This is a genomic window from Flavobacterium sp. C3NV (assembly GCF_046825355.2).
In the GTDB taxonomy this organism is placed as follows: domain Bacteria; phylum Bacteroidota; class Bacteroidia; order Flavobacteriales; family Flavobacteriaceae; genus Flavobacterium.
In genome coordinates this window covers 81185-98252 of the sequence record NZ_JBKQBJ020000003.1, presented here as the reverse complement: position 1 = coordinate 98252, position 17068 = coordinate 81185, and the positions used below count along the sequence as shown (strand labels likewise).

Genomic DNA, 17068 nt, shown 5'->3' with positions numbered 1-17068 from the left:
TTTAAACCAGCTTTTTTCTTCTAGATTATAATATAAATTAATGTTTTTTACTTCTGATGATTTTTACTTCGAAGTAATATAATCCACAATCATATTGGCATGAATGCGTGAGTTTTCTATAAACCATTTGTGCGTTTGCATTCCGCCACAAACTACACCGGCTAAGAATAAACCTTCGACATTGGTTTCCATTGTTTCCGGATTATAGTTTGGAGTTTTTAATTCATCATCAGATAATTGAATTCCCATTTTTTCAAGAAAAGTTAAATCTGGTTTGTAGCCTGTTAATGCCAGAACAAAATCGTTTTCTATCGTAACTTTTCCGTTTGGAGTTTCTATTTCTACTTCATTTTCTTTTATTTCAGTAATATTCGATTCAAAATATGCTTTGATACTTCCTTCGGCAATTCGGTTTTCGATATCAGGTTTTACCCAATATTTTACCCGGTTATTAATTTCGTTTTTACGAATCACCATCGTGACATTTGCTCCTTTTCTCCAACATTCTAAAGCAGCATCAACAGAGGAATTATTGGCGCCAACTACCAGAATATTTCTAAAAGCATATTCGTGCGCTTCTTTATAATAATGACGCACTTTAGGTAATTCTTCGCCTTTTACGTTCATTTCAATCGGAATGTCATAAAAACCAGTTGCAATTACTACGTTTTTAGCTTCATACAAAGATTTATCGGTTGTAATCTTAAAAGATTTATTTTCTAATTTCAGAACCTGAGTAACTCTTTCAAACAAATGAATTGAAAAATTAAAATAACGATGAATATTTCGATAATATTCTAAAGCTTCCTGACGGCCAGGTTTTGGAGCCAGACAATTGAACGGAATATCGCCAATTTCAAGTCTTTCTGCCGTTGAGAAAAAAGTCATGTACAACGGATAATTGAAAATACTATTTACAATCGCTCCTTTCTCAATAATTAAATAACGTAATTGTTTCTTTTGAGCTTCGATCGCACAAGCAAGTCCTATTGGGCCGCCTCCAACGATGATCAAATCATATTGTTCTGTCATAACTTTATTGCTTTTCCCAGCTTTTAAAAGGATTTTTACTCAAATAAGCGTTGTAGTATCTTTTATCATTTGTCACTTCTTCTCCTAGCCAGTCCGGCTTTTCAAATGATTCTGTTTCAGATTCTAACTCGATTTCGGCCATTACTAAACCTTCATTTTCTCCGTAAAATTCATCTATTTCAAAAATGTGCTTTCCGGATTGTACTTCAAATCGGGTTTTCTCTATTTTACCTTTTTCGCATAATTTTAGTAACTCTTGCGCTTCATCAATCGGAATTTCATTTTCCCACTCAAAACGAGACATTCCTCCGTGTTGACCAATTCCTTTTATCGTAATAAAGCCTTTATTTCCTTTTATTCTAACACGAACAGTTCGTTCAGGAATTGAACTCAAATATCCCTGAGCGATGTTATTCTGCGTAAAAGCCTGTTCTTTAAAATCATCTGATTTTACAAGAAACTTTCTTTCTATTTCGACCATTTTTATTGTCTCAATTTAATTTTTATGCAAGTTACTCAATTTAATTCAGTCTTAAAGTTGAGTTTTAAATCAATATGAATGTTTAATGGATTTTTATAACCTATTCAAAATTAGACACATAACGTGAAAATAACCGATTATTAATGCATTATGTATCTATTTTTTTGTTAAATTTGAGTGAATCTTAATTTCATCACTTATGTCTAAAAAAGCACTTTATGTATTAGGCATTGCAATAACAATCATTTTGGGTACTTTTTTGTATGTGAATTTTTGTTGCAATTGTACTATTAAAACACCAACGGCAGATCCTGAAAAAGTATCGGTAGTTGTGGCTGAGGAGACAGTATTTGTCCCTTTTATTCTAAATGGTTCAGGAATTGATTATCAGAGTAATGATAATATCAAGTTCCTTAAAAACAGTTTTGCAGTGATCTTGCCTGTTAGTGATTCTGTAGCAATTGGAATTGAAAATCTTAAAACATTTTTGATTGCAAATCCAAAGCAAAAAATAACCATAACGGGTTATGCTACTTCTGATGAAACAAACTCTACCACTTTTGAAAATCTTGGTCTTGCAAGGGCAAATGATATCAAAAAGTATTTTGTTTCGAAAGGATTATCAGCTTCTCAGTTTGATACAAAGGGAGAAATAGTAGACAAGTGGAAAACAAGCAAGGACACGCTTTTAGGACCTGCCGAATATAAATTTGAAACTCCTGAAGCAGCTCCTGCTGTTACTGACGAATGGGTAATTTTGAAAGATAAAATCAATGGTGATCCGCTAATTCTACATTTTAGCACCAATCGATCCAGTAACCAATTATCTGATGCTGAAAAGCAAAAAGTGGCTGATTTGGTAAAATATATGGAGCATGTTAAAGATGCGGTTATTCTGGCTGTTGGACATAGCGATAATGTTGGAAACCGTGATTCTAATGTTGTACTGGGGCAAAAACGTGCTGAATTTTCTAAAAATTATTTATCTCAAAAAGGTATCGACGGCAGCCGTATTACGACGGACTCAAAAGGTCCTGATGAGCCTATTGGAGAAAATACAACTGCAGAAGGAAAAGCAAACAACAGAAGAACTGTAATTACAATCAAATAATTAATCAAAAATATACTATTATGAATATACCTTGTATCTTAATACCGGTGCTAGTGGGATTAATCTGTGGAATCTTGGGTTACTTACTAGGAAAAATGAATTCAAAAGGAGACGATTCTCTTGCATTGTCATTACAAGCTGATTTGGATGCCTGTAAAGCAAATACCAGAAATCTGAATGCTAAAATTTCTTCATTAGAAGCCGATTTAGCATCAAAAGCAACTATATCTTCATCTGCACAATCATTTAGTTCTACTGCTGCTCCTGCATTTTTATTTGATGCTTCATTAGCAGCTACACTTTACGGTAAAAAAATAAAAGAAAATGATTTGAAAATCGTAGAGGGAATCGGACCAAAAATTGAAGCATTGTTTAATGCGGCAGGAATAACAACCTGGCAAGAACTCTCAGAAACTTCAACTGAAAAATTACAATCTATTCTGGATGCCGGTGGCGAAAATTACGCCATTCACAATCCGAGTACCTGGGCAAAACAGGCTTCATTGGCCTATCAGGGAAAATGGCAGGAACTAAAAGACTGGCAACAAGGATTACTTGGAGGGAAAGAGTAATTTTTAAGTTTAGAAAAAGGTTCAAAGGTACAGAGTTGCAAAGGTTCAAAGGCTTTTCTACTCTGTACCTTTTTATTTTTATACTTCTTACTCTTTACTCTTTACTCTTTACTCTACTTCCTGTTTTTAAACCTTTGAACCTTCTAAAAAAATGATTCCCATTTTTTAGCTGTATTGTACCACAATTGTCCTTGCGAAACTTCCAGCGGACAATCGATATTATTGGTGTAAAGTGCGCCGGTTCCTAAACCCTGAGGCATTTTTGAGTTTTGAATAAAGGTCCATTGCGAAATGGCATTAAGTCCAATATTACTTTCTAATGCTGATGTAATCCACCAACCAATATTGTATTTATGGGCTAAATCAATCCATTCTTTGGTTCCTCTGAATCCGCCAATAAAACTTGGTTTCAAGATTATGTATTGAGGCTTTATTTCTTGTAGTAATTTTTCTTTTTCTGGTAATGAAAAAACACCAATTAGTTCCTCGTCTAATGCGATAGGAAACGGAGTTGTCTCACACAAATCTGCCATTGCTTTAGTATTTCCTTTTTTAATGGGCTGTTCTATGCTATGAAGCTGAAATTGATTTAATTGATGCAGTTTATCTAAAGCTTCATTCAAAGCAAAAGCGCCATTCGCATCAACGCGAATTTCTATTTGCTCCGCCGAAAAATGGCTTCGGATAAAGTGTAGTAATTCTAACTCTTTCTCAAAATCGATAGCGCCAATTTTGAGTTTTATGCAATTGAAACCATCGGCTAATTTCTCTTCGATTTGTTGTTTCATGTACGAAGCTTCTCCCATCCAAACCAATCCATTTATGGCAATTGATTTAGAGTTATTGGTAAAATCCGAAGGAAATAAAACATATGGATTTTCGCTTTTAAGAGATAAAAAAGCCATTTCGATCCCGAATTGTATCGACGGAAATTCTAATAAAGCTTCCCATAAAGCAGTTTCTCCTAAATGAATATTCTGGCAAGCCCAGTTTAGTTTTTCTTCGTAATCGTCACTGTCGTCGGCACTCAAGCCACGTAAAATTCCGCACTCGCCTATTCCTTTCTTACCGTTTTCTTCAAGGATAATAAACCAGGTTTCTTTTTCGGTCATAACGCCTCTGGAAGTTCCGGAAGGACGTTTAAACTCTAACATGTATTTTTGGTAAGTTGCTTTCATGGTAACGTTTTAAACCATATAAGTTATATAAGTTCATTTAAATGTAATGGCAAAATTTTAAAATTCTATTATAATTACAATTATAAAAAAAACAAAATAGGCTTTACTTTAGATGCTATAATTAAATGAACTTATATAACTTATATGGTAAAAATATTTTTTAATTGTATAATTTCAAAACTCTTTCAAAGTCTTTTGATGGTAATCCTGCTTTTTCGAAAACTGTAAAATCCTGCTTGGTTTTTTCTTTCCAGCTTAAACTGTCTGTAACGTTTTGACTCTGGTATTTTTTATAAATAGCTTTTGCTTCGCTGTAATCGTCGCTTACCAGATAAACGTGAGCCAGATTTAATTTTACCAATAACTCTGTATCGTCTAATTTTTCACCTTCTTTCAGGAATTTAATCGCTTTTGCATATTGTTTGGTCAAAATGTAGCAATAACCAATAGAACCATAATCAATTGCAGTTGCTTTTCCGTCATTAATAATGGTATTCAGTTTTTGAATCGCTTCGTTGTACTTTTGTAGGTTTATCAAAGTCGAAGCTTGTGTTCTTAAATCGCTATAAACGTTTTTAGAAATATCGGCATCTTTATAACAAGTGTTTCCAAAGTCTTTATACACTTTGTTTTTCTCGATTGGCAATAATTTCTGAAACTCAGTATAACGATATTGTTTCATTATTTTTTCGAGGATACAAACGCAAAAATCATCCGAATTGGCCATTTTTTGTGCCATTGTCGAAGTTTTACAAAGACTGATAATTTCGTTTTTATTGTCCTGATTCCAACCACGATTTAGTTTTGAATCGACCCATGGCACAACTTCTAATACAATTTTTTGGTTTAAAAGCCAGTTTTTACTGTGGAAACCAAACCAGAGTGTACTTATATTTTGTCCCAAACAAGAAGATTTATCAAGCGATAATCGTTTGGCATCTTTGCTTAACGGTTCTTCCTGAGCGTAACAGGCTTTATCTGTTTTACCATCAGAAATGTATTTTTTTGCATTTTCGTTTGAAGTAAAAAGTGCGTAAGAACAAGTATCGTCACCAGAAATTTTAGACATTAAAAAAACGGCTCCGGCGGATCCCTGAGATATTCCGGTTGGATCGGGAATAGATTTTAGTACCGAAACCAAACTATTGGTCATTTCCTGATTTTCGTCTAATAATGTAATTCTATAAACGATTTCTGTTGTTCCAACAGGTAAATCTTCTGTTTTTAACACAATTCGGTCTCGTGCTGAAACTATGATTTCTTTTGTAGTAGCGCGTTCCTTATCCCAATAGCCATCTTTTTGAGCGAATGTGTTATAGGAAACTGTTATTAAAATGAATAAAACTATTTTCTTTAAATTCATGTTACGATTTTTTAAAATCATTTATTTAATTCGCGTTTAATATTTTTTCTGTAAATCTAACCCAATTATATTCAGGAATACTTTTGTCAAGGTAATAATCGGGCTGAATTCCTTTACCATCAATTTGCATGCCCGGAATTCTGAAACTTTTTGATAATGAATAGCCTAACTTCAAATCTTTGCAGGGAGAATCAACAAAATACATATTCGAAATGTCCAAAACACCTTCTGTAGTTGTTCCAAAAAGTTTTACTTTCTTACTTTGCTTTGCTTGTAGCAAAAACTCTTCGGTAGTACTTGCGTTATTTTCGTTTATAATGATTCCGATATTTTTTGGGTTACTATAAATGATATCTTGCTTACGTTCCTGAACTTTTGCATTTTCTAAACTAACAAATTTACCTATATTAGAGTTTAATTTCTCTAACCCTTTTCTTGCCCATTCTTTCTCTTCGGCAGACCAATCGGGATCTGTGATAAATTCTTGCATTCTTTTATTGTTCAGGACTGTAGATAAATATTCTGTACCAACAGTTCTGATTGGATTTGTATATAAATATGGAATTATTTCCTGAAAACTGGCATCAGATCCGCCGCCATTATTTCTTAAGTCGATGATTAGATTTTCTTTTGACAGGATTAATGCTTTGTTTGCTCCGAGTACGCTATCAATGGCTTTTTTGTTTGAATAATCAAATGAAGGGATTCGCAATAAAATAGTTTTACCTGATATTTCCTTAATAAATGGATTTTCAGCCGTTAATGATTCAATATAATCGGTTATTTCCGAATTTTTCTCCGGATTTACAGGAAATTTTCTTTGCAATGAGACAAAGCCAATCTTTAAAAAATTATTACCGATAAGTTCAACATCAGTGAAATTTTTACTAGAATAATCTCCTAAAAAGAATATTGCACTATGTGTTTTATCGGGGTTTTCTTTTATTTTGAATTTAATCTGGTATTGCTTCCAATTACTATTTTTTACATCTAAAATGTAACCAATGTATTCATTGTTTCTTTTTGCAACTCCAATTGTATAAGGACCTGTTGTCCAAATGCCTTCAAAGCCTGGTTGTGAAATATTTGATATACTATTTTTTAACTGATCCTCACTTATTTCTAGTTTTTCCCATTCTTTTTCAGATGTTGTTTTGGTCTGAGAAAGCGATTTATTGACAAAATCCTGATTTATAGCCAATGATAAATGCTCCGGTCGAAAGAATAACATCCAATCAAAAAGTATTTCCTTACAAGTGTTAAGGTCTTTTACCTTTTTGATTTTTTTTGAAAAAATGTCGTTATGATTTTGATACTCTTTTAATCCTTTTTTATCAATTACAAATTGAAAACCAGCATCATTTTCTTCAAAAGTTTTCCTTAACCAGGTAAAATTGTCCTGACAAGAACATTTTTGGGCAAATGTGCTCGATGAAACGATAAGAAGAAGTAAAACAGCAAGTTTTTTAAAATTCATTTTTAAAGTTTGATTTGTTCGATATGATTTTGATGATGATTGTTATAATATTTCGCGAATCCTCTTCTCAGCTTCTTCTTTTGTTATTCCGTTATAAAAATCTTTTACAAAAGGGTGGTCGAAATCATTGTGAGGGAAAATTTCCGGTCTGTCGTTTCCGCTTTTAGTGACAACGGTTGTTGGAATACTATTTGAAAATTCATATTGAGGAATATAATTGGAAAGCCATCCAAAATATTGTGTTTCATGGTTTTCGTTGTCAAAGTTTTCGAGATAATCCTTGAAACTTGTTTCGCTTAATGAAACCCAGAAACCATATTCAAGATTTTCGCAATGGTCATTTACTTTTTGAATAAATACTACTCTAATGAATCGATCAATATGATCGTCAGCATATTTAATCACGCAAAAATCCTGATCGATAACTGCGATTTCTTCTTTTTCCTTTGACGAAAGATTACTATAACTATTGGGTGCATTATAAGTTATTGCCGGCCAGCTTTCGTGCTCTTTGCCGCAACAATTGCAAATATATTTAATAGTGTCGTTCATTTAAATTTCTTATGAAAACTGAAGCCTTAGCCCCGATAGAGGCGGTATCCTTTTTTGAGAAGATTTTTCATCTTCTCAAAAAAGATATAGCCGAAAGCGGGAAATAGCTCCTTAATAAATTCCAATATTTTAAATCCCAAATTCCAAATTCGATGCCGAACTTAGGGACGGGATAAATTTTAAAAATCTCAAAATTTACATTCCAAATCTCAACTTGAAAATTTGAGATCGGATAAACTTTAAAAAGCTACAAATTAGTTTTCTATGAATTATAATTCGATTGATTCTCCGATTTCGAGAAGCATTAAATCTTTTCCTTTATCGAAAAATTTACGAATAGATTCTTCATGATTGATTTCGATATAACCAAAAGTATCAAAATGGTAACCAAGGATTTTGTCGCATTCGATAAAATCTGAAGCAATAATGGCGTCTTCAACATCCATTGTAAAATTGTTTCCGATGGGAAGAATGGCCAAATCTAATTTTGTACGTAACGGAATCAGTTTCATATCGTATGTAAGCGCTGTATCTCCGGCAATGTAGATGTTTTTGTGCTCGCTTTCGATTACAAAACCTCCGGGATTTCCGCCGTAACTTCCGTCAGGAAAAGAACTTGAGTGTATTGCGTTTACGTATCTTACTTTTCCGAAATCGAATTGCCAGCTTCCGCCATGATTCATTGGATGCGCTTTAAACTCTCTTTGAGCGTAATAACTTGTGATTTCTGCATTTGAAACGATCGTAGCATTGGTGCGCTTTGCAATCGCTTCGACGTCAAGAACGTGATCGCCATGTGCGTGCGTTAGCAAGATATAATCTGCTTGTAATGTGTTGATATCTATACCCGCGGCTTTTGGATTTCCGGTGATAAAAGGATCAACAAGAATGTGTTTTCCGCCAACTTCAATACCTAATGAAGCGTGTCCGTAATATGTGATTTTCATTTTGTTTAAATTTTAAAGTTGAACTTTGTTTTATCTTCCGCCTAAGAAAAGGTTCACAATGATGTCTGAAATCAATGATATCATACATACTGTTAGTAATATTGAAAGTAAAAATGTGCTAAGTGCCAGTTTTTTTAATTCAGGATCTAACAACTTAGGATTTTGGTTTTTATAAACAGTAATTAAATGTTTAGTTAAAGGTATATAAGCCAGTAAAAACAAATATTGATCGAAGTTGTAATTGCTTAAAATAGCAAAAACAACCACAGAAAGCATTGCTGTGATGATCAATGTAAAATGATAAATTTTAGCTTGTTTTCCTCCTATCTGAACTACGATGGTATTTTTTCCTGATTTTCGATCAGATTCTTCGTCACGCATATTATTTAGGTTTAAAACTCCTACGCTTAATAAACCAATTGCGATTGCAGGAAGAATTAAAAGCGGATCGATTTCTTTTGAATACAAAAAGTTAACGCCTAAAGTACTTACCAAACCAAAGAAAATAAAAACAAATACGTCTCCAAATCCTTTATACCCATAAGCAGAATTACCCACTGTATAACGAATTGCTGAAATAATAGCAGCAACACCAAGCAATAGGAAGAAGATCGAATAGACAAAGTTGGTTTCGCCAAAAGCAAAATAAATCAAGGTTATAGCAGATAATAACGTCAATAACGAAGTTATTATGATTGCTTTTTTCATGGCCTGAGGCGTAATAATACCACTCTGAATAGCGCGTTTTGGCCCTACTCTGTCTTCATTATCTGTACCTTTTACACCGTCTCCGTAATCATTTGCAAAATTGGATAAAACCTGTAAACCTAATGTCGTTAAGAGTGCAAAACCAAAAATTTTCCAACTGAATACTTCTGTTGGGGTATCGATTGTCGAGGTTGGGTTTGAAAGCGCGTAGATACTTCCAACTATAATTCCGGAAACTGATAAAGGCAATGTGCGCAATCGTGCGGCTTCAATCCAATGTTTCATTTATTTTAATTTTAGATTTTAGAGTTCTTGAAAAAGTTTTCAGTCACAGTTTCAGTTTTCAGACTGTGACTGAGACTGGAAACTAATTACTTTTTATGGCAGCCATTTATTTTCGCCAAAGTTTGGTTTTCTTTTTTCTAAGAATGCATTTCTTCCTTCCTTCGCTTCTTCGGTCATGTAGGCTAAACGAGTGGCTTCGCCGGCAAAAACTTGCTGACCAACCATTCCGTCGTCTGTAAGGTTCATGGCAAATTTTAGCATTTTGATAGAAGTTGGAGATTTTTGAAGTATTTCCTGAGCCCATTCGTACGCTGTGTCTTCTAATTCATCGTGAGGGATTACGGCATTTACCATTCCCATATCCATCGCTTCCTGAGCTGAATAGTTTCTTCCTAAAAAGAAAATTTCACGTGCTTTTTTCTGACCTACCATTTTAGCCAGGTAAGCAGATCCGTAACCACCGTCGAAACTAGTTACATCAGCATCTGTTTGTTTAAAAATAGCGTGTTCTTTACTCGCCAGAGTCATGTCGCAAACTACGTGTAAACTGTGTCCGCCACCAACTGCCCAACCCGGAACAACTGCAATAACTACCTTTGGCATAAAGCGAATTAAACGCTGAACTTCAAGAATATTCAAACGATGCTGACCATCTTCGCCTACGTAACCCTGATGTCCGCGGGCGTTTTGATCTCCTCCGCTGCAAAAAGAATATACACCATCTTTGGTCGATGGTCCTTCTGCAGAAAGTAAAACTACTCCTATCGAAGTATCTTCTTGTGCGTCGTAAAAAGCCTGGTATAATTCTGAAGTTGTTTTAGGACGAAAAGCATTTCTAACATTGGGTCTGTTAAAAGCGATTCTAGCAACTCCGTTACATTTTTTATAAGTTATATCTTCAAATTCTCTGGCAGTTATCCAATCCATTTCTATTTGTTTTATTTTTAATAATTATAGCGTAAAAATAAACCATTTTTACATTTTTACCTACTCTATTTGCGTTAAGTCTGTACGAAAATTACTTTCAATGTTAACAATTGATAGTCTTGTATAAAAAATAACATTTTTTAACATTAGTTTCGAAAAATAATAAGTAATTTTACACCCTAGAAATCAATGAGATACATTTTATTTTATTGATTTGGGATTGATTTTCTTTCACTGATTTATTAACCTAAAAAATGATTTTTTTGAGAAAATTTAAAAAATTTGTCGCTCATTTTTTTACGGTTTTAAATAGTAAACCCTTAAATAATGAGCAAATGATTTACTCATTTATTGAAACTTCGAAAAGGAGATAGTAACACCTAAGGTTAAATGCTAGAATTGTTTAGTAATTAGTATAAAATTGATTACGAAAAGAGGAAAAAATGCTAACTAAAACTTTCTATACGTTATTTTATCAAACCAATGGATTAGCCGTGAAATTGACGTTTCGCTTTTAATATGAATGTATAAGTTATTTAAAGACATACCGTTTCAAGAAGTAATTTCTAAAATTTTTGAAGCTTTTATTTCTTGAAGGATTCAAATTATTTTATTTCTGTTTTTTTTTAATTACAATTTTTTTTAAAACTAGAATAAAAAGGGAAAGGCTGCTTGTAATGAGCAGCCTTTCCTGTTTTAATTTGTAATCTTTATTAGTTTTACCGGAACTTTATTAGAGTAAATAATGCCGTCAAATAAAACATATCCGTTTTCTTTTATCTCTTTTTTCCGATCCTGACTTAATCTTTTATTCGTAAAAACAGAATCATTCTTTAAAGAAAGTGAACCTAAATTTGGTTTCTTCTTGTCAATATTTGAAAACCACATTTGACTATTTCTATAAGGCAAATTAATTACTGAAGTAAAATATTTTGTTTCTCCAGGCTGAAGAAAATAACCTTGTAATGATTCATCGATATCATTGACATATTCTAGCTGGTATTTCCTAAAAATTCGGTTTTTTCTTAAAAACTTAGAGACTATAGTATCTAATTCTTCAATTTTCATTAGTTCGAAACCGTTGCCGCACATATTTTCGGCCCTTGTGGAACTTCCATCTAAAATAGAATCTTTTTTATACATGCTAAAGCCAATCGAATTATAAGCATAATCTTTTCTTCCTAAAGCTTCTCTATAAAGATCTCGTTCTACGGTTCCCAGATTATCCTCGTTGAGCATTATAAAATATTTTTTATCTGAAATATTGGTTATTTTATAATAAAGAATGTTTTTTGAAAGACTGTCATATTCTGCATTTGGTTTATAAAAAACTTCCCGGAAATCATCCATATAAACATCTTCAACACAAACAATCTCATTTGTTAGTAATTCAAGTTTTAAATCTTGCTTGTTTTTCTGACACGAAAAAAGAACGAAGCACGAAAGGCTTAAAAAGATCATTTTTTTCATAAACTCTAAATATTTTTTAAATTTCAATAAAAAAATTCCAAATTCCAACCGAAATCTGGTAATCTTGGGATTGGTATTTTAAATTCGCTAGATTGAAAATTAATAGTTTAAAGAACTTGTTCTTAAACTTTGACAAAGATTTTTTTACTTGTAGAATTGTCAAACATTGCCCGTGGTTTCAACCACGGGGTACAATATTATCAGGCCTCGTATTGTGTTTCCGTGGTTGAAACCACGGGCTATGTTTGAAGATAGGAATTAAATTAGGCTTTCACAAAAGTTCCTTACACTCTTAGTTGAAACCTTTGGCTATGATTAGGGCAAATTCCAAAAAATAAATTCCAAATTCCAATATATACGATTCATATTGGAATTTGGAATTTAAAAAATTTTGAAATTTAAAAGAAATTATTCTTTTACAAGATAAATCCCGTCTTCTTTTATTTCTATCAATTTGTCTTTATATAAAGCTCCAATTGCTTTTTTGAAAGTCTTTTTACTCATTTTTAATACTGTTTTGATATCCTCAGGATGCGAAGCATCGTTTAGACGTAAAAAACCACGATTGGCTCTTAATTCATCTAATATTTTTTCTGCATTTGGTTCAATACTTTGATAACCTTGTACTTGCAGCGCGACATCAATTTTATTATCAGGACGAATGTTTTTAATAAATCCTATCATTCTGTCTCCGGTTCTAATGGCGTCATCGTAAACTTCATCTTTGTACAACAATCCTTTATGTTGCTCATTGATGATAACGTTTATTCCTAACTCGGTAATATGCGAAACGATCAAATCAACTTCTTCGCCTTTTTCAACTGTTAGGTTTTCATTGCTTAAAAATTGGTTCAATTTACTTGAAGCGACCAAACGATTGGTTTTTTCATCCATATAAAGGTAAACTAAGTAACGTTTTCCTTTTTCCATTGGGCGGGCTTGTTCTTTAAACGGAACAAGAATATCTTTTTCCATTCCCCAATCCATAAAAGCACCTACCTGATTGATGTAATTTACTCTTAAAAGTGCAAATTCATTCAATAATATATAAGGTTCAAGCGTGGTGGCAACCGGGCGTTGTTCGTGGTCTAAATAAACAAACACGATAAGCTCTTCGCCTATTTCAAATTCGTTTGGAACGTATTTATTGGGTAATAATATATCGTGAATTCCTTCGGGATCTTCTTGAGGATTACCTAAAAATAAACCAACTTTGGTATCACGTAATATAGTAAGGGTATTGTATTTTCCTATTTCAATCATATTCTTGAGATTCTAAGCTAAAAAGCAGCTAAGTTTTTAAAGTGCAAATGTACGAAGTTTGAAAATGGTACAACGAAAAATGTTTTAGATAAAAATCCGGTAAAACATCTTTTTAAAGTTTCTCTTTTTTTTAATTAAATTTGAGGATCTAAATTAATCCCAAATCAATGAAAAAGACTCTTTTTTATTCTGTTTTTACTTTTCTGTTTTTTACACAAATTACCTTTTCTCAAGTTGCTGAAGATCCGGAAATAAAAAAAATGATTACCGAAATTAAAGCCGAAAACCTTGAAGCTACTGTTCGAAAGTTAGTTTCTTTTGGCACACGACATACTCTAAGTGATACTAAAAGTAAGACCAAAGGAATTGGCGCCGCGCAGCAATGGGTAAAATCTGAGTTTGATAAATATGCTTTGGAATCGAACGGAAGATTGACTTCTGAAATTGATTATTTTACTGTAAAAGCAGATGGAAAACGCATCAATAAAGACAGTCAGCTTGGTAATGTGATGGCAACTTTAAAAGGAACCGACCCAAATGACAATCGTGTACTTATTATAAGCGGACATCTGGATTCGAGAGTTTCTGATGTGATGAATATAAAATCTGATGCGCCTGGTGCAAATGATGATGCCTCAGGAGTTGCAGCTGTAATGGAATTGGCTAAAGTAATGAGTAAAAGATCTTTTCCGGCAACCATTATTTTTGTGGCTGTAGTGGGTGAAGAACAAGGACTTATTGGTGCTCGTTATCTTGCTGAAAAGGCAAAAGAATCCAACTGGAATGTTATGGCAATGCTAAATAATGATATGATTGGTAACAGTTTATCAAGCGGAACTAATTTAAGAGACAATACACAAATCAGGGTTTTTAGCGAAACAATTCCGTTTCTTGAAACAGAAGATGAAGCAAAAATGCGAAAAGCTACCAATCGCGATAATGACAGTCCGTCGAGATTGTTGGCGCGTTATATAAAAACGGTTACTGAACAATACGTAGATCAATTAACGGTGAAACTTGTGTATCGAAACGATCGTTTTTTACGTGGCGGCGATCATACTCCCTTTAGTCAAAACGGATTTACTGCAGTTCGTTTTTGCGAAATGAATGAGAATTTTGATCACCAACATCAGGATTTAAGAACTGAAAACGGTATTAAATATGGTGATCTTGTCGAATTTATGGATTTTGATTATTTAAGAAAAAACACTTGCTCTAATTTAGCTACTTTGGCCAATTTAGCCTGGTCGCCAAAAGCACCAACCAATGTGGGTATCGAAGTTAAAAACCTTTCTAATTCATCTACTTTCTCATGGAATGCTCCGGAAGGAAAAACACCATACGGTTATCAGATATTAATGAGAGAAACAGCTTCTTCTCATTGGGAAAAAACTTTTTTTGTAAAAAACACAAAAGCAGAAATCCCCTATTCTAAAGATAATTACTTTTTTGCAGTACAAACTATAGATGAATTAGGTCATGCCAGTTTACCAGTTTTTCCGGTTCCTATTCGTTAAGAATAATAATGTAAAAAGCGCCATTAGGCGCTTTTTGTTTTTCAATCGAATGAAATTATTTATAAACACTTTCTTTTTTAAAATGCAATGTCAGTAAATAATACACCACTGCTCTGTACTTGTGTTTATTAGACTTACCATATTTCTCCATAACATCAGCTATGGCTTTGTCTAAAGCCGGGCTATCAGCTAATCCTAATTTTTTTATCAGGAAATTCTTTTTTACAGTATCTAACTCAGATTGTTGAGTTCCGGCAACTGTAGAGGCATCTGCGTTATAAATAGATGGTCCGCAACCTATAGTTACTTTAGTAAGCAAATCCATATTTGGTGTTACGCCACATTTTTCTTTTAGATCTTCTGCGTACTTTTTAATTAATTCTTCTCTTGCGCTCATAATAAAAATTTAAAATTGATTAGATTTATAAAAATCAAATTTAAAGATTTATCTTACATTAAAAACTATTTTAACTTTATTTTATTTACAATATTAAATCAATTCTTTAAAGTATTGTTTTAAAACAACATCGTTTTCCAATGTTGGCGTAAATACCTCCAGAATTCCGGCAGCATCATTATTACTGTAAAGGTTTTTTATTGCCTCTTCAAGAGATGTTACATCATTGGCAGTAAAATAATTAAGTTTATACATCTTTGCTAAATGTTCTGCGGTAAGACTATGCGAAGTCTCGAAATAAGTATTAAATACAGGTTTTTCTTCATGCCCGGGTAAAATTCTAAAGATTCCTCCTCCTCCATTATTAATTAAAATAATCTTGAAGTTTTTAGGGATGTAAGAATTCCATAAAGCATTGCTGTCGTATAAAAAACCAATATCTCCTGTAATAAATACGGTTTGTATATCGTTTCTTCCTACCGCCGCTCCTATCGCTGTTGATGTACTTCCGTCAATACCACTTGTTCCGCGGTTGCAATAAACTTCGATTGAAGGATCAATTTCGATTAACTGCGCATAACGGATCGCTGAACTATTGCTTATTTGAAGCTGACTGTTTTTAGGAAGTGATTCTATTACTTTTTCGAATACTTTAAAATCTGAAAATCTAATTTTACGCAAATATTCTTGTTTTCTGATTTTTCTTAAATCGTAAATTTTATCAATTTTTGAGAAATATTTACTTGAAACAAATACTGTTTTTGGAAGCAGTTCTTTGAAAAAATCTTCTGGCTCCATTACAAAATGTTTACTTAAAGCATTAAATGTATCGTAAGCACGTAAAGTATCTATGTGCCAGTGATGTGCAGGTTTATATTTTCGTAAAAAAGCCTTAATACGTTTTGAAACAATCATACCGCCAAAAGTGATTAAAACTTCCGGTTCTAATTCTTTAAAATCACAATCGTCAAAAGGTGTAATTAAGCTGTCTATACTATTAATAAAACTTGGTTCATGCAAATTTGATGTAGTCTCCGTAAGTACTACAATTGAGGGATCTTTGGCGAAGTTTTCGAGAATTTCTTTACTAACAGAATTGGCTTCGTTTATTCCTCCAATAAGAATTAATTTTCTTTTTGAAGTATTCCAAACAGAAGCTACATCATCAATATTTTCGATAATTTTTGTTCCGAGAATTTCCTCTGAATGGGTAATTTTTGGTTCAACAGAAAGTTCTGAAACCGTTTCGTATAAAGGTTCTTCGAATGGTGCATTGATATGAACCGGTCCTTTTTGAAGAATCGCAGTTTCGATTGCTTTATTGATTTTTAAATCATTTTCTACAGAAGCGTCTTCGGTTAAATTAGCATTGAAAACCGAGTGATTCTGAAAAACATTTTCCTGACGAATGGTTTGTCCATCGCCAATATCGATCTTGCTTTGCGGACGATCTGCTGAGATCACGATTAACGGAATCTGACTGTAAAATGCTTCGGCCACAGCCGGATAATAATTTAATAAAGCCGATCCTGAAGTACAAACAATTGCGGTTGGCTGTTTGGTTTGCTGTGCAATTCCTAAAGCGAAAAAAGCAGCGCAGCGTTCGTCAGCAATGCTGTAACATTTAAAATTAGGATTTTGTGCAAACCCTATCGTTAAAGGTGCGTTTCTTGATCCCGGTGAAATTATAATATTGGTGATTCCTTTTGCTAAACAAATTTCGATAATGCTTTGAGCAAGCGCTATTTTGGGGTAAATCATTATTATGTGTATTATTTTGTAAAGAAA

Annotated in this window: 16 protein-coding genes; 3 read left to right on the top strand and 13 right to left on the bottom strand. The window is 33.1% G+C overall.

All coding sequences use genetic code 11. The features are described from left to right. Positions 1 to 63 precede the first annotated feature (63 nt). Positions 64 to 1032 (bottom strand): YpdA family putative bacillithiol disulfide reductase, encoded by a 969-nt coding sequence (locus ACIDC4_RS05560; RefSeq protein ID WP_412042108.1) that lies wholly within the window; start codon positions 1030 to 1032, stop codon positions 64 to 66. Positions 1033 to 1036: 4 nt separating this feature from the next. Beyond that, positions 1037 to 1513 (bottom strand): CYTH domain-containing protein, encoded by a 477-nt coding sequence (locus ACIDC4_RS05555; protein ID WP_412042107.1) that lies wholly within the window; start codon positions 1511 to 1513, stop codon positions 1037 to 1039. A gap of 199 nt (positions 1514 to 1712) precedes the next feature. Here ACIDC4_RS05555 and ACIDC4_RS05550 point away from each other — a divergent pair, with 199 nt between their 5' ends. Both ACIDC4_RS05550 and ACIDC4_RS05545 read left to right on the top strand, forming a co-directional pair. Next, complete coding sequence (locus ACIDC4_RS05550) at positions 1713 to 2624, top strand: OmpA family protein (RefSeq protein WP_412042106.1); 912 nt, start codon at positions 1713 to 1715, stop codon at positions 2622 to 2624. A gap of 20 nt (positions 2625 to 2644) precedes the next feature. Continuing rightward, positions 2645 to 3196: a hypothetical protein gene (locus tag ACIDC4_RS05545; protein WP_412042105.1), complete on the top strand. Its 552-nt coding sequence runs from the start codon at positions 2645 to 2647 to the stop codon at positions 3194 to 3196. A gap of 143 nt (positions 3197 to 3339) precedes the next feature. Here the strand turns inward: ACIDC4_RS05545 and ACIDC4_RS05540 are convergent, their stop codons facing one another. From ACIDC4_RS05540 to ACIDC4_RS05500, 9 genes are all read right to left on the bottom strand, one after another. Continuing rightward, a complete protein-coding gene (locus ACIDC4_RS05540; protein WP_412042104.1) occupies positions 3340 to 4374 on the bottom strand; it encodes an o-succinylbenzoate synthase in 1035 nt (344 codons plus the stop codon). A 160-nt stretch (positions 4375 to 4534) separates the two neighbouring features. Continuing rightward, on the bottom strand, positions 4535 to 5737 hold the full coding sequence (locus tag ACIDC4_RS05535; protein WP_412042103.1) for a tetratricopeptide repeat protein: 1203 nt from the start codon (positions 5735 to 5737) through the stop codon (positions 4535 to 4537). 25 nt (positions 5738 to 5762) lie between these two features. Continuing rightward, entirely contained in the window at positions 5763 to 7214 is a 1452-nt protein-coding gene (locus ACIDC4_RS05530; RefSeq protein ID WP_412042102.1) for a S41 family peptidase, read from the bottom strand. A 42-nt stretch (positions 7215 to 7256) separates the two neighbouring features. Then, entirely contained in the window at positions 7257 to 7766 is a 510-nt protein-coding gene (locus tag ACIDC4_RS05525; protein ID WP_412042101.1) for a DUF2199 domain-containing protein, read from the bottom strand. Between the two features lie 269 nt (positions 7767 to 8035). Continuing rightward, positions 8036 to 8713, bottom strand: a complete 678-nt coding sequence (locus ACIDC4_RS05520; protein ID WP_412042100.1) for a metal-dependent hydrolase — start codon at positions 8711 to 8713, stop codon at positions 8036 to 8038. Positions 8714 to 8743: 30 nt separating this feature from the next. Then, a complete protein-coding gene (gene menA, locus ACIDC4_RS05515) occupies positions 8744 to 9706 on the bottom strand; it encodes a 1,4-dihydroxy-2-naphthoate octaprenyltransferase (RefSeq protein ID WP_412042099.1) in 963 nt (320 codons plus the stop codon). Positions 9707 to 9799: 93 nt separating this feature from the next. Next, positions 9800 to 10633, bottom strand: coding sequence for a 1,4-dihydroxy-2-naphthoyl-CoA synthase (locus tag ACIDC4_RS05510; RefSeq protein WP_035681238.1), 834 nt, complete (start codon positions 10631 to 10633; stop codon positions 9800 to 9802). Positions 10634 to 11329: 696 nt separating this feature from the next. Further along, a complete protein-coding gene (locus ACIDC4_RS05505; RefSeq protein WP_412042098.1) occupies positions 11330 to 12103 on the bottom strand; it encodes a hypothetical protein in 774 nt (257 codons plus the stop codon). 408 nt (positions 12104 to 12511) lie between these two features. Continuing rightward, positions 12512 to 13366 carry a CvfB family protein gene (locus ACIDC4_RS05500; protein ID WP_230038825.1) on the bottom strand — a complete coding sequence of 285 codons (855 nt, stop codon included), beginning with the start codon at positions 13364 to 13366 and terminating at the stop codon, positions 12512 to 12514. Positions 13367 to 13533: 167 nt separating this feature from the next. Between ACIDC4_RS05500 and ACIDC4_RS05495 the strand changes: the two genes are divergently transcribed. Further along, positions 13534 to 14883, top strand: a complete 1350-nt coding sequence (locus tag ACIDC4_RS05495) for a M20/M25/M40 family metallo-hydrolase (protein ID WP_412042097.1) — start codon at positions 13534 to 13536, stop codon at positions 14881 to 14883. 55 nt (positions 14884 to 14938) lie between these two features. Here the strand turns inward: ACIDC4_RS05495 and ACIDC4_RS05490 are convergent, their stop codons facing one another. Continuing rightward, the gene (locus ACIDC4_RS05490; protein WP_412042096.1) at positions 14939 to 15280 is read right to left on the bottom strand and encodes a DUF2853 family protein; all 342 of its coding nucleotides are present in this window, start codon (positions 15278 to 15280) and stop codon (positions 14939 to 14941) included. Between the two features lie 93 nt (positions 15281 to 15373). Then, a complete protein-coding gene (gene menD / locus ACIDC4_RS05485) occupies positions 15374 to 17041 on the bottom strand; it encodes a 2-succinyl-5-enolpyruvyl-6-hydroxy-3-cyclohexene-1-carboxylic-acid synthase (RefSeq protein WP_412042095.1) in 1668 nt (555 codons plus the stop codon). Between the last annotated feature and the right edge of the window lie 27 nt (positions 17042 to 17068).